Origin of the sequence: Enterobacter sp. EC_64 (genome assembly GCF_019584165.1) — a bacterium.
GTDB classification, from domain to species: domain Bacteria; phylum Pseudomonadota; class Gammaproteobacteria; order Enterobacterales; family Enterobacteriaceae; genus Enterobacter; species Enterobacter roggenkampii.
Genome location: NZ_VDAS01000050.1, coordinates 1 through 15,068, shown reverse-complemented (window position 1 = coordinate 15,068; position 15,068 = coordinate 1). Strand labels below are relative to the sequence as shown.

The window sequence follows — 15,068 nt, the reverse complement described above, 5'->3', positions numbered from 1 at the left end:
TACTGCTGAATTCACTGTCGGCGAAGGTAAGTTGATGACTCATGATGAACCCTGTTCCATGGCTCCAGATGACAAACATGATCTCATATCAGGGACTTGTTCGCACCTTCCCTAGATCGCATGGAAAATGGGGATGTACTGATTGTCACCAAACTTGACCGTCTGGGTCGTAATGCGATGGATATCCGAAAAACAGTAGAGCAACTGGCGGCTTTAGATATTCGCGTTCATTGTCTCGCACTCGGAGGCGTTGACTTGACCAGTCCGGCCGGAAAAATGACTATGCAGGTAATTTCTGCTGTAGCGGAGTTTGAGCGGGATTTGCTGCTTGAGCGAACGCATTCAGGTATTGCGAGGGCAAAAGCGGCTGGAAAACGCTTCGGTCGCCCTCCCATCCTGAGCGAGGAACAAAAGCAAACAGTGACAGAGCGCCTAAATGCTGGCATCAGTATCAGTGCTATTGCCCGGGAATTTAATACCACCCGCCAGACTATCCTTCGGGTAAAGGCTGGATTGCTGCAAGAGTGAGCGGCTGGGAAGATTATAAAAAAATCAAATGGTTATTATGAAATAAAACAGCCTTCTGGGTTCTTTTCCCCCTATTTTTTATAAAAGAGTAGACAAAAGAGGTTCGCGATATTAACCTACCAACTAGATGGTTGGTACTGATTACACCAGCTATAACTTTTATCAAGAAATTACAGGAGCCATTATGTCTACTACCGTTAAACCTTCTGCAGACGCAGCTGCGATCCACAATACCCGTGAAGCAGTTCGCAGCCAGCCTGGCCTGGGTAACCTGACTTTCCAGATGAAAGCCCGTTCCAGCGGCGGATTAACCGTTCGCACAGAGACCGGCGCCACAATCCAGAACGGCGTTATCGATACCAGCCGCGTGGGGAAATTTTCTACTATCGGTGATGAACCCGCAGGTTTACTCGGCACCGATACCGGCATGAGCCCGACTGAATACATCATGCAGGCGCTGGCTGGCTGTTATACCGCCACCCTCACCATGATGGCTGCTGAAAAAGGGATCGACCTGGACGGTATCGAGCTGGATCTTAATTTCGATATCAACCTCAACGGCTTCCTTGGGCTGGACAGCAACGTGCGTAAAGGTGCGAAATCTATTCGCGTCGATGTTCACCTTACGAGCAAGACCGCCAGTCGCGAGGAGTTAGAAGCGCTGGTCAGCGAAATGCAAAAGAATTCGCCAATCCACGATACTCTGGCTAATCCGGTTGAAATGATTACACGCCTGGCGTGATGTCAGAGATGTAATGCTGCCATTCAGAATGCAGGATGGCAGTGACGTTCAGCTCTGCACGATACTGAGTCAGTGATACAACTTGCTACGGAAAAATAGCAACAATATAATCTATCAACTAGTAGATTATATGGAGTAATTATGACAACCATGACACGGGAACGGCTGCTCAGCGAAGCAGAACACCTGATGCGCGAAAAAGGGTATTCAGCATTCAGCTATGCTGATTTATCAAAAATAGTGGGTATCACCAAGGCCAGTATTCATCACCATTTCCCGACCAAAGATATTCTGGGTGAGCAGGTGGTAATACAGGCGTTCTCTGATACGCAACGCGTATTTGAGCAGATAGAGGCTACTGAGAAAAGCGCGGAGAAAAGAATTGCGGCCTACATCGATATCTTCGCGCAAAGCCATAAAGCTTCACTACTGCCACTGTGTTGTGCGTTGTCAGCAGAGACCGCCAATCTGCCTCAGGCAATTACTGTACAGACATCACTTTATTTCGATATGCAAATCGAGTGGCTCACAAAAGTCGTCAGGGCGGGCATGGAGTCAGGTGAGTTTTCATCCCATGCCGAACCATCAGATATTGCTTTGATGATCATTAATGTCTGTGAAGGCTCAAGCGTAGTGGCGCATGCAACGGCCAGACCCGAAGTCTTCGCCAACAGCCTTAAGTATATAAAACTGCTTCTTAATACCCCTCATTCAGGAGAATGACACTATGCTGGACTGGAACAACTATCGCTCAGAGTTAATGCAACGTTTAGGCGAGTTGGGCAAACTGACCCCCGAGACCATGAAAGGCGTGGTTGCCCTGGGCAACGCAGGTAACAAAACTGACCTTTTGGGCGCAAAAGTGCGTGAACTCATTGCCCTGGCGTGCGCAGTCACAACCCGCTGCGACGGCTGTATTGCTTTTCACGCCGACGCCGCTGTGAAAGCCGGTGCAACCGACGCTGAAATTGCTGAAGCGCTGGGCGTGGCGATTAACCTCAACGCTGGCGCGGCGGTCATTTATTCAGCCCGCACTCTGGATGCCGTCGGTCAGGCACGCGGTTAAGCATTAATAAATTCCACGTTAAAAGGGCATTACTGCCCTTTTTTTATGTCCGCAATCGCCTGAGCATATACCGATGCAGGTTTCACACCCGGTATGCGTTTAACTAATTGCCCTTCATGAAATATCAGCACAGACGGCAGCCCCCAGATCTCGTATTTGGTTGTCAGCACCGGCGCCTGATCTACATTGACTTTCCCCACCTGAATATCTCCATCGAGCCGGTCTGCAAACTGACTGAACATTTCTTCGCTGGCCTGACAGGGCGGACACCAGGGTGCAGAGAAACGTACCACCGATATTCCTTTGTACTGCTCTATCTGGCGGAAATTATCTTCGTTATAAGCTGTTAATGTACGCATGGTGATGACCTCGCAAAATGAGTGACAATTCAGAAATGGCTGCGTTATGACAAAAAAATACGGCACACCCGTTGACCTACCTACTAGATGGTTGGTATATTGCCATCCATCAGATGTTTATGCAACTCCAGTGCGCGACGTCCGGTCGATGATACTTCCGGGTTGTGCAAATCCCTGCCGGGATACTCCTTTTTGTTTCTGTGAGGTATACGATGAGTAAGCTTTTCACCCCCTACAATCTGTCTGGCCTGGCGTTAAAAAACCGTGTAGTCATGGCACCGATGACCCGCACCCGCACCATGAATGACGTGCCGGATGAGGTCGTGGCTTTGTACTATGCACAGCGTGCTTCTGCTGGCCTGCTCATCACCGAAGGGATGCCGGTTTCAGAAGAAGGCCGGGGTTACCTCTATACCCCTGGTATCTACAACGACGAACACGTCCAGGGCTGGCGTAAGGTGACACAAGCGGTTCACGCCAAAGGTGGCCGTATTTTCGCGCAGCTCTGGCACGTCGGCCGTATGTCTCACGTCTCTCTTCAGCCAGGCCACATAGCGCCGGTTTCAGCGGGCACCGTTCAGGCGGTCAATACCACCGTTTTTGCGCTGACCGAATCCGGAGAACCGGGCCCGGTTGTACCAAGCCAGCCACGCGCGCTGGAAACGCATGAAGTGAAACGCATCACTGCAGACTTCGTGCACTCCGCACGCCTGGCGATGGAAGCCGGCTTTGACGGTGTGGAAATCATGGCTGCAAACGGATTCATCTTTGACCAGTTCCTCAGTAGCGAACTGAACACCCGCACCGACGAATACGGCGGCTCGGTGGAAAATCGTCAGCGTTTCCTGCTGGAGACCATTGACGCCGTGGCGGAAGCCGTGGGTAACAGCCACGTTGCCGTGCGCCTGTCACCGTTCGGCCGCATTTATGACCTCGCGCCGTATGAAGGTGAAGAGCAAACCTGGTCAGCCATCACCGACGCGCTCGGTCAGCGGGAGCTGGCTTACGTACACCTTTACTATCAGCCGGTGTACACCAAAGCGCCACTTCCGGAAGGATTCCGCCGCCGTTTTCGCAACACGTTTAAAGGCACCATCATCGCTGCCGGCGGTTTCACCCGTGATATCGCAGAGCAGGCTCTGGAAGATGATGAGCTGGATCTGGTGGCATTTGGTGTGCCCTACATCGCTAACCCGGATCTGGTTGAAAGAATGCAAAACGGCTGGCCACTGGCAGAAAGTGACCGCGCCACCTACTACGGCGTCAGTGGTTCCCCGGAAAAAGGCTATACCGATTACCCGGTCTGGCAGGCGCAATAAATCCCATACGGTCGCGGTTCTCTGATAAGTGAGACCCGACCGCCCAAGGTCTTTGAGGAATCATTATGCAAACGCTGAAACCCACCCTCACCATCGATATCTGGTCAGATTTGGTCTGCCCGTGGTGCTGGATTGCTAAGAAAAGATTTGAACAGGGTCTGAATCGCTTTGAATTTCGCGATCAGGTGGTGATCCGTCATCACAGCTACCGTCTGGCCGGTGGTACTCCCGCTATGCCTTTTAAGGATGCCATCGTTAAAAAACTGGGCAGTCAGCATTCAGCGGAGCTGATGATGAATCAGGTGGGCACCGCCGGTAAATCTGAAGGTCTGATCTACAACTTTGACGGCATGATGTTTGGTGATACAGAAGATGCACACACCCTGCTGGTTGCCGCGCGTAAGGCCGGAATTGCGGACGCGGTGGAAGAACGTTTTTATCACGGCAGTATCACCGAAGGTCGCTCTCTCTTTGACCGTCAGCAGCTCGTTGCAATGGCCGTAGAAGCCGGTATGGAGAAAGCTGACGCCGAAGCCGCTCTGGAAAATGACGATTTTCGCGCCACCGTTTCCGACGATGAAGCCCACGCACAGTCTATTGGCCTCAGCGGCGTTCCGGTTTTTGTGATGAACGAGAAATACGCCATCAGCGGGGCTCAGGGGGCAGACAACTTTTTGAATGCCCTGCGTCAGGTCTGGGATGAACAGCAAACCGAATTTTCAGCCACAGCGGGTCAGACCTGCGGAACGGATGGCTGCAGCATTTAATCCGTCAACCGCCAGCAGTTTCACGCTGCCGGCAACGTCTTACCCACCAGTAATGGAGTCTGAAAATGAATACATTTTTCAAAGGTAAAAAACTGCTTGTCGTCGGCGGCACCAGCGGCATGGGTCTCGCCGTGGCACGCATGGTACTGGAAGCGGGCGGCAGTGTGGTGCTGACCGGGAATAAAAAAGACAAAGCCGAAGCGGGGCTTTGTTGAATAAATCGAACTTTTGCTGAGTTGAAGGATCAGATCACGCATCTTCCCGACAACGCAGACCGTTCCGTGGCAAAGCAAAAGTTCAAAATCACCAACTGGCCCACCTACAATAAAGCCCTCATCAACCGTGGCTCCATAACTTTCTGGCTGGATGATGAAGCTATTCAGGCCTGGTATGAGTCAGCAACACCTTCTTCACGAGGCAGACCTCAGCGCTATTCTGACCTTGCCATCACGACTGTGCTGGTCATTAAACGCGTATTCAGGCTGACCCTGCGCGCTGCGCAGGGCTTTATTGATTCCATTTTTTCTCTGATGAACGTTCCGCTACGCTGCCCGGATTACAGCTGTGTCAGCAGGCGGGCAAAGTCGGTTAATGTCAGTTTCAAAACGTCCACCCGGGGTGAAATCGCACACCTGGTAATTGATTCCACCGGGCTGAAGGTCTTCGGTGAAGGCGAGTGGAAAGTCAAAAAGCATGGCCAGGAACGCCGCCGTATCTGGCGTAAGCTGCATCTCGCCGTTGACAGTAAAACACATGAAATCATCTGCGCTGACCTGTCGCTGAACAATGTTACGGACTCAGAGGCCTTCCCCGGGTTAATCCGGCAAACCCACCGGAAAATCAGGTCAGCCGCCGCCGATGGCGCTTACGATACCCGGCTATGTCACGATGAACTGCGGCGTAAGAAAATCAGCGCGCTTATCCCTCCCCGAAAAGGTGCGGGTTACTGGCCCGGTGAATATGCAGACCGTAACCGTGCAGTGGCTAATCAGCGAATGACCGGGAGTAATGCGCGGTGGAAATGGACAACAGATTACAACCGTCGCTCGATAGCGGAAACGGCGATGTACCGGGTAAAACAGCTGTTCGGGGGTTCACTGACGCTGCGTGACTACGATGGTCAGGTTGCGGAGGCTATGGCCCTGGTACGAGCGCTGAACAAAATGACGAAAGCAGGTATGCCTGAAAGCGTGCGTATTGCCTGAAAACACAACCCACTACGGGGGAGACTTACCCGAAATCTGATTTATTCAACAAAGCCTCGTTGGATGTTCCTTCACGCGGTGAAATGACATTATCCCATCAATGGCAGAACGCCGATGGCGAAGCCCTGCGTGAGGTGAAGACAGAAAAATGTGGCGCTTTCCACTCTTTTAAAGGGAAAGCGCCAAATGTTAAATCTGTGCTTGAAAAGCAGCGATCAGGCGAGCTTTAAGCATTTTCACGTTATTCATTAGACTGTTAGTTCGTATGTTTGACAGTCAAAGCCCCGGCGGTGCCGGGGCGGTTTCAATTAACTAACAATCCAGTTTATAGCAACCACGTCTTCTGGTGTTAAGTCAATAGCATGGATTTTTCCGTCACGAATAGTTCGCCAGTTTTTCCTTGATCCGCATTCAGGCCACACCCATACATCTTCATGCCAGGAAGAACGACGACATACCGTTGCGTAACCATCTTTAATCTTCTGTCTGGCAGTATGCAGTGACAGGTTTTCCTTCGGACTTTCTGGCAATGGATGGTGAATGGCCTGAAACATCCCCATTTCTTTTCGAGGGTAAGTACAGGTACGGTCTCAAGCCCTGTCATGATTCCGAACACCACGACAGCTTCGCCGCGCTTAACGCCAGCAGCAAAGGTTACGGTGTAACCGTCAACCGTGAAACGCCTTGATTCCGTGATACGACTCTGCAAAGCACCCCCAGAAAAAACAGGCGTACTTTACAGTAAAATGCAGTGTTAAAAAAGGGTGTTAGAAATTTAATCTCATGAATCCATGAGGCGGCTATTGGCACCTACTGTCACACCGCCACGGCGAAGATAACGCATCAGTGTTTCGGGCTTCTTCCATGTACCTTCCTGCATAATTTCAACCATAGACACCTGTTTTTCAGCCATATCTATGGCAGCACCAACACGCGCACTGTGGCCTGTCCACGTCCGGTAACGGCCTTTATTGGGGGTGGCATCACTCTTACCCAGCAGCGCCCAGGCGTCACTGAAAATCTTCTCCATCGCGGGCGCGGTTAGTGGCGTGGTAGTGATCCGCGCTTTGTTGCTCCGGTGTACTGGCGGGAAAAGTATCGCATCCGGGTGATCACGTAGTCCGGACGCGTCCAGCCAGTCATTGAGAACCGCAGTTGTCCGGCGGGAGAGCACCTTATCAAGTCCGGCGGCGGTCGTGATGGTTTTGGTGTGGGATACGTGAAGCGTTACAGTGTCACCAGTCTGTTCCAGATCGCGAACACGCACGCGGGACATTTCAGCCATACGCAACAGGGTATTGTAGGCCAGGAACAGAAAAGCCCGGTTGCGCAGATCCACCAGCCTGTCAGAGCGGGAGAGCAGCACGTCGAGAAGTTTCAGGTCATCCCAGCGCAGGGGCACTGCCTGGCCTGTGCGTTCGCCTTTTTCGGTTGCAGCTTCGCGCCGGATGCGCCGCATCGCCAGGGATACGCTTTTGTCATCAGATAGTTGCGGCAGTCCGCATTGTGACAAAAGCATATTGAGCATGGCGTAATGCTTTTCAATGGTGGTTGAAGCCAGATCCGCATCATGCAGTTGAAGCAGGTATTCGCGGGCAGCTTCCGGGGAGATCGGAAACCACGCAAGACCACGAGCGTGACACCAACGCGCCCAGGAGTGAAAGACCAGGCGCAGATCGCGCAGTGTATTAGGTGAGTAAGCACCCTGGTCATTAAGGAACTGCATGAAATTTTTGGCGGCTTCCTGGTACTCAGCACCAATATCACGAAGAAACATGCCAGAATTACCGGGGATAATAAGTTTACTCATGTAATCATTTCACCTCTATAAATTGGTGTCGCTACGCGAAAAAACAAAAAATGACAGGCTAGTTATCCGTGAGAATTTAAAATTTAAGCCCTTGATTCGAACCATGACTTTTTGAGCCTGTCAATACTGTTCATTTGATCAGTATCATATACTAACTTTAAATAATACTAATTATTTAAAGTTAGAAGGGGAAGATTTTTTTTGATACAATGGATCAAGTGAACAAAAAAGAAACCGTTTGATAAGCGGGATTTAGCAGCGTAAATCCAGGGTTTTGAAGAAGGTTTTCTAAATAAATTGACAATAAACTATAAGTTGATCCTTTACTCATTGTGTTGGGTGATGCTGCCAACTTACTGATTTAGTGTATGATGGTGTTTTTGAGGTGCTCCAGTGGCTTCTGTTTCTATCAGCTGTCCCTCCTGTTCAGCTACTGACGGGGTGGTGCGTAACGGCAAAAGCACCGCCGGACATCAGCGCTATCTCTGCTCTCACTGCCGTAAAACATGGCAACTACAGTTCACTTACACCGCCTCTCAGCCCGGTACGCACCAGAAAATCATTGATATGGCCATGAATGGCGTCGGATGTCGCGCCAGTGCACGCATTATGGGCGTTGGCCTCAACACGGTTTTACGTCACTTAAAAAACTCAGGCCGCAGTCGGTAACCTCGCGCATACAACCGGGCGGTGATGTGATTGTCTGCGCTGAAATGGACGAACAGTGGGGATACGTCGGGGCTAAATCGCGCCAGCGCTGGCTGTTTTACGCGTATGACAGGCTCCGGAAGACGGTTGTGGCGCACGTATTCGGTGAACGCACGATGGCGACGCTGGGGCGTCTTCTGAGCCTGCTGTCGGCCTTTGAGGGGTCCGCTTGGAAAACGGAATCTATGGTCACTCCCGTTTTTGCAACACCGATTTTGACGACAAGTTGGCTTGCTTGAATCTATCCGGCGTCTGAATGGGATTTTATTCCCGCGCCTTGATGAGTTCCGCGCCTGATGAACCTCCAGAAAATATACGGCTTCAATGAGCCTTTCCGTTTTACAGGTTCCTCAACAGGCCGGTGGGCCGTTAGTATCATCAATATCAGTATTCGCAAAACCAGATCAGTAATTCTTTAAACCGGTGTATTTCTGCCGTTATGCTACATAAGTTTGCTGTCGTGCCGTTAGGGCCCAGGCTATTCTGGCCAGCTTGTTTGCCAGAGCACAAGTGACGACAAAGTTGCTTTTCCGGCACAGTAAATCCCTGACCCAATCGGCCAATTTGCCAGACTGGTGTTCCAGTTTTTGTATGAATACCCTGGCACATTGAACCAACAAAGTTCGGATCTTTTTATTACCTCGCTTACTAATTCCCAGCAATGTCGTCCTACCTCCCGTGCTGTACTGCCGAGGTACAAGCCCTGTTGCCGCCGCAAAGTCACGGCTGCTGGCGTACTGCTTCCCGTCGCCAATCTCAGTTGAAATAGTACTCGCTGTCAGTATTCCGACGCAGGGAATGCTCAGCAAGCGCTGTCCAACCTCATCTTCGTCCAACTTTCGTTTCAACTGGGATTCCAAATCTTTAATCTGCTCAACAAGATAGTGATAATGCTGTTGTAATTTCAGCAATAACTGGCTGAGGTAAAGAGGCAAACTATTATCCTCAAGAAGGGTACTCAGTCGGCTAATAACGGCAGCTCCTCGGGGAACGCTAATGCCAAATTCCAGCAGAAAAGCATGCATTTGATTGGTTGTTTTTACCTTATCCTGAACCAGGGATTCACGGACACGATGCAGAGCCCGCATTGCCTGCTGAGATTCCGTTCTGGGCTGCACAAAACGCATAGACGGACGCGATGCAGCTTCACAAATAGCTTCGGCGTCGACAAAGTCGTTTTTATTGCTTTTAACGAACGGGCGGACAAATTGTGGTGATATCAGCTTTGGGGAATGCCCCAACTCTTCCAACTTGCGTGCCATAAAGTGAGAACCGCCACAGGCTTCCATTGCGATGGTTGTAGCGGGGCATGTCGCCAAAAATTCGATCAACTTTGGCCGGGTAAATTTTTTACGGTAAACAGCCTTCCCGCGACGATCCTGGCAATGAATATGGAAAGAGTTTTTACCCAGATCGATACCAATGAGCGCAATGTTTTCCATGATAGTTCTCCGAATGAAAGCCTGTCCTCAGCATAGTACCGGGAAGGAGGGAGTGACCATCTCATTAAATAAAGCACGCTAAGCCGGTGGCAGCGGTCGCAATGGCCTAAACTTCCCCGCACCGACCTTGGCGCTGCTGCGCCATAGGTAATCGCCGGTCAGGTTGATGTGCTCCCACCCCAGCGGCGACAGATATTGCAACAATGTGTCGTCCAGCGCCGTGCCGTTGCCACGCAAAGCACTGGTGGCACGCTCCAGATATACCGTGTTCCACAACACGATGGCCGCCGTCACCAGATTGAGGCCGCTGGCCCGGTAGCGCTGCTGCTCAAAACTGCGGTCGCGGATTTCACCCAATCGGTAGAAGAAGACCGCCCTGGCCAGCGCGTTGCGCGCCTCGCCCTTATTCAGCCCCGCATGGACGCGGCGGCGCAGCTCCACGCTTTGCAGCCAATCCAAAATGAACAGCGTGCGCTCTGACGGCTGCGAACCGCCAGGGACAGGCGCAATGTCAGATTCTGTCGCGGCCTTGGCGCGTGCCTGGAAGCGTTCATAGCAATCCAGCCCGCAGAAATGTTCGACGTATTCCGCGCCTTCCGGGGTGAAGGCGGCATCGAGCGGAATTTCTTTGCAGCATTCGCAGCAGGTGGTGCAACTGGCAGTGTTCGGGGCGTTTGCGTTCATGGTGGTACTCCTCCAGATTGGTAGCGAAGCTCAAAGCTGCCCACTCTCGGCTGGCTGGGAAGCGGTCATGATCTTCCCTTGAAGGCCCGCAGCAGCCGCGTCACAGACAGGACAAACAAGCCGGTCAGCGTGAGGGCTGCAATACCCCAGTGCTCCCCGATGAACGCGCCGGCCGTCGTGCCGGCTAGCACAATGGCGAGAATCGGCAAATGGCAGGGACAGGTGAGCACGGCCAGCGCGCCCCACAAGTAGCCGGTGATCGGTTTGTGCGTCTCAGACGGCAAGTGCTCTGGGCTGTTCATGGCAGACTCTCCGCGTGCTGTGCCGGTTCGGTTGGCATGGCGGCCAGTTGCATTTCGAGGCTGGCCAGGGCCTCGCGCCGACGCTCGACGAGTTGCCGCAACACGGCAAGCTGCGCAGACGCACCGTCACCGTCCGCAGCATCCAGCGCCCGGCACAGCCGCGCCAGTGCGTCCAGGCCGATACCCGCTTCGAAGGCAGCCCGTACAAAGCGCAGCCGTTGCAACGCGGTGTCATCGAACAAGCCGTAGCCGCCCGTGGTGTACGCGACCGGCCGTAGCAATCCGCGCAGCAGGTAGTCGCGCACGATATGCACGCTCACCCCGGCATCAAGGGCCAGCCGGGACACTGTGTAGGCGCTCATTGAACACCTCCTTTTCCTCATCCGGCGCAGCACGAAAGCTGCTTCACGTCCTTGCTGAAGGTCTGCGCCGCGAGCTTCAGCCCTTCGACCATGGTCAGGTAGGGGAACAATTGGTCGGCCAGTTCCTGCACGGTCATACGGTTGCGAATGGCGAGCACCGCCGTCTGGATCAGTTCACCCGCTTCCGGGGCCACCGCTTGCACGCCGATGAGCCGTCCGCTACCTTCCTCGATGACCAGCTTGATGAAGCCGCGTGTGTCGAAGTTGGCAAGCGCACGCGGCACGTTATCCAGTGTTAGCAGGCGACTGTCGGTCTCGATCCCGTCGTGATGTGCTTCCGCCTCGCTGTAGCCCACGGTGGCGACCTGCGGGTCGGTGAACACCACGGCCGGCATTGCGGTCAGGTCCAGGGCCGCATCGCCGCCAGTCATGTTGATCGCCGCACGAGTGCCGGCCGCTGCCGCCACATAGACGAACTGCGGCTGGTCGGTGCAGTCGCCGGCCGCGTAGATGTTCGGGCTACTGGTGCGCATGCCCTTGTCGATGACGATGGCCCCCTGCGCATTGACGGCTACCCCCGCCGCTTCCAATGCCAGGCTGCGCGTGTTCGGTGTCCGGCCGGTGGCGACCAGCAGCTTGTCGGCGCGCAATTCACCGTGCGTGGTGGTCAGCACGAATTCACCGTCCATATGGGCGACCTGGCTGGCTTGCGTGTGCTCCAGCACCTCGATGCCCTCGGCACGGAAAGCGGCTGTCACCGCCTCGCCGATGGCCGGGTCTTCACGGAAGAACAAGGTATTGCGCGCCAGGGCCGTGACCTTGCTGCCCAGCCGGGCAAAGGCTTGCGCCAGCTCCAGCGCCACCACCGACGAGCCGATTACGGCAAGGCGTTCGGGAATGGTGTCGCTCGCCAGGGCCTCGGTGGAAGTCCAGTAGGGTGACTCTTTCAAGCCCGGAATCGGCGGGACCGCCGGGCTGGCACCCGTGGCGACCAGGCAGCGGTCGAACATCACGACGCGCTCGCCACCCTCGTTCAAACTAACGATAAGGCTCTGGTCGTCCTTGAAACGCGCTTCACCGTGCAGAACGGTGATGGCTGAATTGCCGTCCAGGATGCCTTCGTACTTGGCATGACGGAGTTCTTCGACACGGGCCTGCTGCTGGGCCAGCAGCCGCTCGCGCAAGATCGTCGGCGGTGTGGGTGGCATGCCGCCGTCGAATGGGCTTTCCCGGCGCAGATGGGCGATGTGGGCGGCGCGGATCATGATCTTGGACGGCACACAACCGACGTTGACGCAGGTGCCGCCGATGGTGCCGCGCTCAATCAGCGTGACCTGCGCGCCTTGCTCGACGGCCTTCAGTGCTGCCGCCATCGCGGCTCCACCGCTACCAATGACGACGACCTGCAACGGGCGTTCGTTGCCACTGGGCTTATCAGCGGCCCCTATCCAGCCGCGCATCTTGTCGAGCAGGCCGGCGCGGTTGTCCGTCGGTGGCGCATCGGCAAGCGTTGCCTCGTAGCCCAGTCCGGCCACGGCGGTAGTCAGCGCATCCGATGACGTGCCCGCCTCAATGGCGAGTTGCGCTGTGCCCTTCGGATAGGACACCAGCGCCGATTGCACGCCGGGCACTTTCTCCAAGGCTTCCTTGACGTGAGCCGCGCACGAGTCGCAGGTCATCCCGGTGATTTTCAGGGTGGTCATGTATTTTTCCTTTTCTGTGGTGGCTACGGCTGTTGCCGTCAGCCACGTTGTTCTGGCAATTCACAGCTGTCCGGCCCGCAGCGGCGATGTGCTGGCGAGATGAAATCCCAGACCGACACCCCAACCATCAAGGCCAGGCCGACATAGAGCAGTCCACCGCTCTGCCAGCCGTAAGCCCGCATTAAAAACACCGCTGCCAGCACCAAGATCGGGCCTATCGTGCCGAGCGCCGTGCGTCGCCACTGTCGATGATTGAGCCAAGCGATAGCATTGGCGAGTAACGCGATGCCGGCGAACATCGGCAGCAGGATGCCAATGAATAGCCCCTCGTACTGGCTCAAGAAGCCCAGTCCGATGGCCGCGCCAAAGCTGGCGATGGCAGGAAAACAGGCGGCGCAGCCCATCGCGGAAACGACGCTGCCGAGCGCGCCGGTTTTGCCAGCGATGCGCGTGATGAGTCCCATGTGTCGCTCCCGAGTTCGGTTAACGGATCAGCGTTTGAGGCTGGACGGATAGCCCGCGTCCTCGGTCGCCTTGGTCAACTTCTGGACGTTGGTCTTGGCATCGTCGAAGTTGACGACGGCCTGGCGCTTGTCGAAACTTACGTCGGTCTTGCTCACGCCCTCAACCTTGGAAAGCGCGTGCTTGACAGTGATCGGGCAAGAGGCGCAGGTCATGCCAGGCACGGACAGCGTGACGGTCTGGGTGGCGGCCCACACGGGGGCAACAACGGCAGCGAGGGCGAGGGCGGCAAACAGTTTTTTCATGATGAACTCCTGTGATTAATAGAAAAATGGCATGACGTAGGGAAATCCGAGCGAGACCAGGACCAGCGCGGCCACGATCCAGAAAATGAGCTTGTAAGTAGCTCGCACTTGGGGAATCGCGCAGACCTCACCCGGTTTGCAGGCTTGCGCCGGGCGGTAGATGCGCCGCCAGGCGAAAAACAGCGCGACCAGCGCTGCGCCGATGAAGATCGGGCGATAGGGTTCCAGCACCGTCAGGTTGCCGATCCATGCCCCGCTGAACCCCAAGGCGATCAAAACCAGCGGCCCCAGGCAGCAGGCCGACGCAAGAATGGCGGCCAGCCCACCGGCGAAGAGCGCGCCGCGCCCGTTTTGTGGTTCAGACATACGCTTGTCCTTTCAAATTTGGTTTGGATAGCTTAAGCTTACTTCCGTAGTTATGTACGGAGTCAAGCGATATGCAAATTAATTTTGAGAATCTGACCATTGGCGTTTTTGCCAAGGCGGCCGGGGTCAATGTGGAGACCATCCGGTTCTACCAGCGCAAGGGCCTGCTGCCGGAGCCAGACAAGCCCTATGGCAGCATTCGCCGCTATGGCGAGGCGGATGTAACACGAGTGCGGTTCGTGAAATCGGCCCAGCGGCTGGGCTTTAGCCTGGACGAAATCGCCGAGCTACTGCGGCTGGAGGATGGCACCCATTGCGAGGAAGCCAGCGGCCTGGCCGAGCACAAGCTCAAGGATGTGCGCGAGAAGATGGCCGACTTGGCACGCATGGAGGCCGTGCTGTCTGAACTGGTGTGCGCCTGCCATGCGCGGAAAGGGAACGTTTCCTGCCCGCTGATTGCGTCACTGCAAGACGGAACGAAGCTCGCTGCATCGGCGCGGGGGAGTCACGGGGTGACTACGCCTTAGCGTGCTTTATTTTCCGAATTCTGAGACGACCCCTTGATTTGACATAACCTCATTTATTTTAAGGTTTATATCTTTTAATCTGACAGGTTTAGTTAACAAAGGAGCCTGTCCGATAGAGTGTGCATCACTGTATGCGCTGATGAATATGAAAGGCGTGGATCGATTAGGATTCTGACTGCTACTAACAGTTGCATACAGCTCATCACCTGTCATGCCTGGCATTTGTAAATCACTCAGGACAACGTCATAAGGTTTACGCAGAAGCTTTTCCAGGGCTCGTTCAGGCGAGGTTGTAGCTGATCTTGACCCGCCATTTCCGGACAGCTTTTGTATCTTAAGTTAACGATGCCCGCTGCCGCCGGTATTCTCTCGGAGAGTGATATCCCAGCGCACTATGCGGGTGATTTTCAT

The 15,068-nt window shown here is 54.4% G+C and carries 19 protein-coding genes and 5 pseudogenes; 11 read left to right on the top strand and 13 right to left on the bottom strand.

Features of this window, described 5'->3' with window-relative positions; genetic code table 11:
• Window positions 1-99: 99 nt before the first annotated feature.
• The 4 genes and pseudogenes from FHC52_RS21840 to FHC52_RS21825 form a co-directional block, all read left to right on the top strand.
• Window positions 100-528: pseudogene (locus tag FHC52_RS21840) on the top strand (recombinase family protein); the annotation flags it as partial.
• 184 nt (window positions 529-712) lie between these two features.
• Window positions 713-1,270: an OsmC family protein gene (locus tag FHC52_RS21835; protein ID WP_061676271.1), complete on the top strand. Its 558-nt coding sequence runs from the start codon at window positions 713-715 to the stop codon at window positions 1,268-1,270.
• 141 nt (window positions 1,271-1,411) lie between these two features.
• Entirely contained in the window at window positions 1,412-1,993 is a 582-nt protein-coding gene (locus FHC52_RS21830) for a TetR/AcrR family transcriptional regulator (RefSeq protein WP_008502230.1), read from the top strand.
• 4 nt (window positions 1,994-1,997) lie between these two features.
• Window positions 1,998-2,336: a carboxymuconolactone decarboxylase family protein gene (locus tag FHC52_RS21825; protein WP_000888080.1), complete on the top strand. Its 339-nt coding sequence runs from the start codon at window positions 1,998-2,000 to the stop codon at window positions 2,334-2,336.
• A 29-nt stretch (window positions 2,337-2,365) separates the two neighbouring features.
• On the opposite strand, the gene FHC52_RS21820 is transcribed toward FHC52_RS21825, so the two are convergent.
• On the bottom strand, window positions 2,366-2,695 hold the full coding sequence (locus tag FHC52_RS21820; RefSeq protein ID WP_008502229.1) for a co-chaperone YbbN: 330 nt from the start codon (window positions 2,693-2,695) through the stop codon (window positions 2,366-2,368).
• Between the two features lie 212 nt (window positions 2,696-2,907).
• On the opposite strand from FHC52_RS21820, the gene FHC52_RS21815 reads away from it, so the two are divergent.
• The 5 genes and pseudogenes from FHC52_RS21815 to FHC52_RS22855 all read left to right on the top strand — a co-directional run bounded on the left by FHC52_RS21815 (window position 2,908) and on the right by FHC52_RS22855 (window position 6,216).
• The gene (locus tag FHC52_RS21815) at window positions 2,908-4,014 is read left to right on the top strand and encodes an alkene reductase (RefSeq protein ID WP_006687059.1); all 1,107 of its coding nucleotides are present in this window, start codon (window positions 2,908-2,910) and stop codon (window positions 4,012-4,014) included.
• 65 nt (window positions 4,015-4,079) lie between these two features.
• Complete coding sequence (locus tag FHC52_RS21810; protein ID WP_008502228.1) at window positions 4,080-4,781, top strand: DsbA family oxidoreductase; 702 nt, start codon at window positions 4,080-4,082, stop codon at window positions 4,779-4,781.
• Between the two features lie 65 nt (window positions 4,782-4,846).
• Window positions 4,847-4,984, top strand: a pseudogene (locus tag FHC52_RS21805) (sugar dehydrogenase); the annotation flags it as partial.
• A 33-nt stretch (window positions 4,985-5,017) separates the two neighbouring features.
• The gene (locus FHC52_RS21800) at window positions 5,018-5,986 is read left to right on the top strand and encodes an IS5-like element IS903B family transposase (RefSeq protein WP_031942297.1); all 969 of its coding nucleotides are present in this window, start codon (window positions 5,018-5,020) and stop codon (window positions 5,984-5,986) included.
• 83 nt (window positions 5,987-6,069) lie between these two features.
• A complete protein-coding gene (locus tag FHC52_RS22855; protein ID WP_248180799.1) occupies window positions 6,070-6,216 on the top strand; it encodes a hypothetical protein in 147 nt (48 codons plus the stop codon).
• A 78-nt stretch (window positions 6,217-6,294) separates the two neighbouring features.
• Here the strand turns inward: FHC52_RS22855 and FHC52_RS21790 are convergent, their stop codons facing one another.
• Together FHC52_RS21790 and FHC52_RS21785 are read right to left on the bottom strand one after the other, a co-directional pair.
• Entirely contained in the window at window positions 6,295-6,540 is a 246-nt protein-coding gene (locus FHC52_RS21790) for a transcriptional regulator (protein ID WP_071592200.1), read from the bottom strand.
• Between the two features lie 227 nt (window positions 6,541-6,767).
• Window positions 6,768-7,796 (bottom strand): tyrosine-type recombinase/integrase, encoded by a 1,029-nt coding sequence (locus FHC52_RS21785; protein WP_039002937.1) that lies wholly within the window; start codon window positions 7,794-7,796, stop codon window positions 6,768-6,770.
• 393 nt (window positions 7,797-8,189) lie between these two features.
• Here FHC52_RS21785 and FHC52_RS21780 point away from each other — a divergent pair.
• Window positions 8,190-8,686 (top strand): annotated as a pseudogene (locus tag FHC52_RS21780) (IS1 family transposase); the annotation flags it as partial.
• Window positions 8,687-8,941: 255 nt separating this feature from the next.
• Here the strand turns inward: FHC52_RS21780 and FHC52_RS21775 are convergent.
• From FHC52_RS21775 to merT, 9 genes and pseudogenes are all read right to left on the bottom strand, one after another.
• A complete protein-coding gene (locus FHC52_RS21775) occupies window positions 8,942-9,946 on the bottom strand; it encodes an IS110-like element IS4321 family transposase (protein ID WP_061676226.1) in 1,005 nt (334 codons plus the stop codon).
• 78 nt (window positions 9,947-10,024) lie between these two features.
• A pseudogene (locus tag FHC52_RS21770) lies at window positions 10,025-10,423 on the bottom strand (Tn3 family transposase); the annotation flags it as partial.
• Window positions 10,421-10,630, bottom strand: a pseudogene (locus FHC52_RS21765) (DUF3330 domain-containing protein); the annotation flags it as partial. The pseudogenes FHC52_RS21765 and FHC52_RS21770, both read right to left, overlap by 3 nt.
• 65 nt (window positions 10,631-10,695) lie before the next feature.
• Window positions 10,696-10,932 carry a broad-spectrum mercury transporter MerE gene (gene merE / locus FHC52_RS21760; RefSeq protein WP_001087807.1) on the bottom strand — a complete coding sequence of 79 codons (237 nt, stop codon included), beginning with the start codon at window positions 10,930-10,932 and terminating at the stop codon, window positions 10,696-10,698.
• On the bottom strand, window positions 10,929-11,294 hold the full coding sequence (merD, locus tag FHC52_RS21755; RefSeq protein WP_001277466.1) for a mercury resistance co-regulator MerD: 366 nt from the start codon (window positions 11,292-11,294) through the stop codon (window positions 10,929-10,931). The genes merE and merD overlap by 4 nt, the downstream gene beginning before the upstream one ends.
• Before the next feature lie 17 nt (window positions 11,295-11,311).
• Window positions 11,312-12,997 carry a mercury(II) reductase gene (gene merA / locus FHC52_RS21750; protein ID WP_000209296.1) on the bottom strand — a complete coding sequence of 562 codons (1,686 nt, stop codon included), beginning with the start codon at window positions 12,995-12,997 and terminating at the stop codon, window positions 11,312-11,314.
• 38 nt (window positions 12,998-13,035) lie between these two features.
• A complete protein-coding gene (gene merC / locus FHC52_RS21745) occupies window positions 13,036-13,461 on the bottom strand; it encodes an organomercurial transporter MerC (RefSeq protein ID WP_000522996.1) in 426 nt (141 codons plus the stop codon).
• A gap of 27 nt (window positions 13,462-13,488) precedes the next feature.
• Window positions 13,489-13,764, bottom strand: a complete 276-nt coding sequence (gene merP / locus FHC52_RS21740; protein WP_061676261.1) for a mercury resistance system periplasmic binding protein MerP — start codon at window positions 13,762-13,764, stop codon at window positions 13,489-13,491.
• Window positions 13,765-13,779: 15 nt separating this feature from the next.
• Window positions 13,780-14,130, bottom strand: a complete 351-nt coding sequence (gene merT, locus FHC52_RS21735; protein ID WP_031623830.1) for a mercuric ion transporter MerT — start codon at window positions 14,128-14,130, stop codon at window positions 13,780-13,782.
• A 71-nt stretch (window positions 14,131-14,201) separates the two neighbouring features.
• Between merT and merR the strand changes: the two genes are divergently transcribed.
• A complete protein-coding gene (gene merR, locus FHC52_RS21730; RefSeq protein ID WP_001166628.1) occupies window positions 14,202-14,657 on the top strand; it encodes an Hg(II)-responsive transcriptional regulator in 456 nt (151 codons plus the stop codon).
• Window positions 14,658-14,663: 6 nt separating this feature from the next.
• Here merR and FHC52_RS21725 read toward each other — a convergent pair whose 3' ends face one another.
• Window positions 14,664-14,981, bottom strand: coding sequence for a response regulator (locus FHC52_RS21725; protein WP_259280438.1), 318 nt, complete (start codon window positions 14,979-14,981; stop codon window positions 14,664-14,666).
• Window positions 14,982-15,068: the final 87 nt, after the last annotated feature.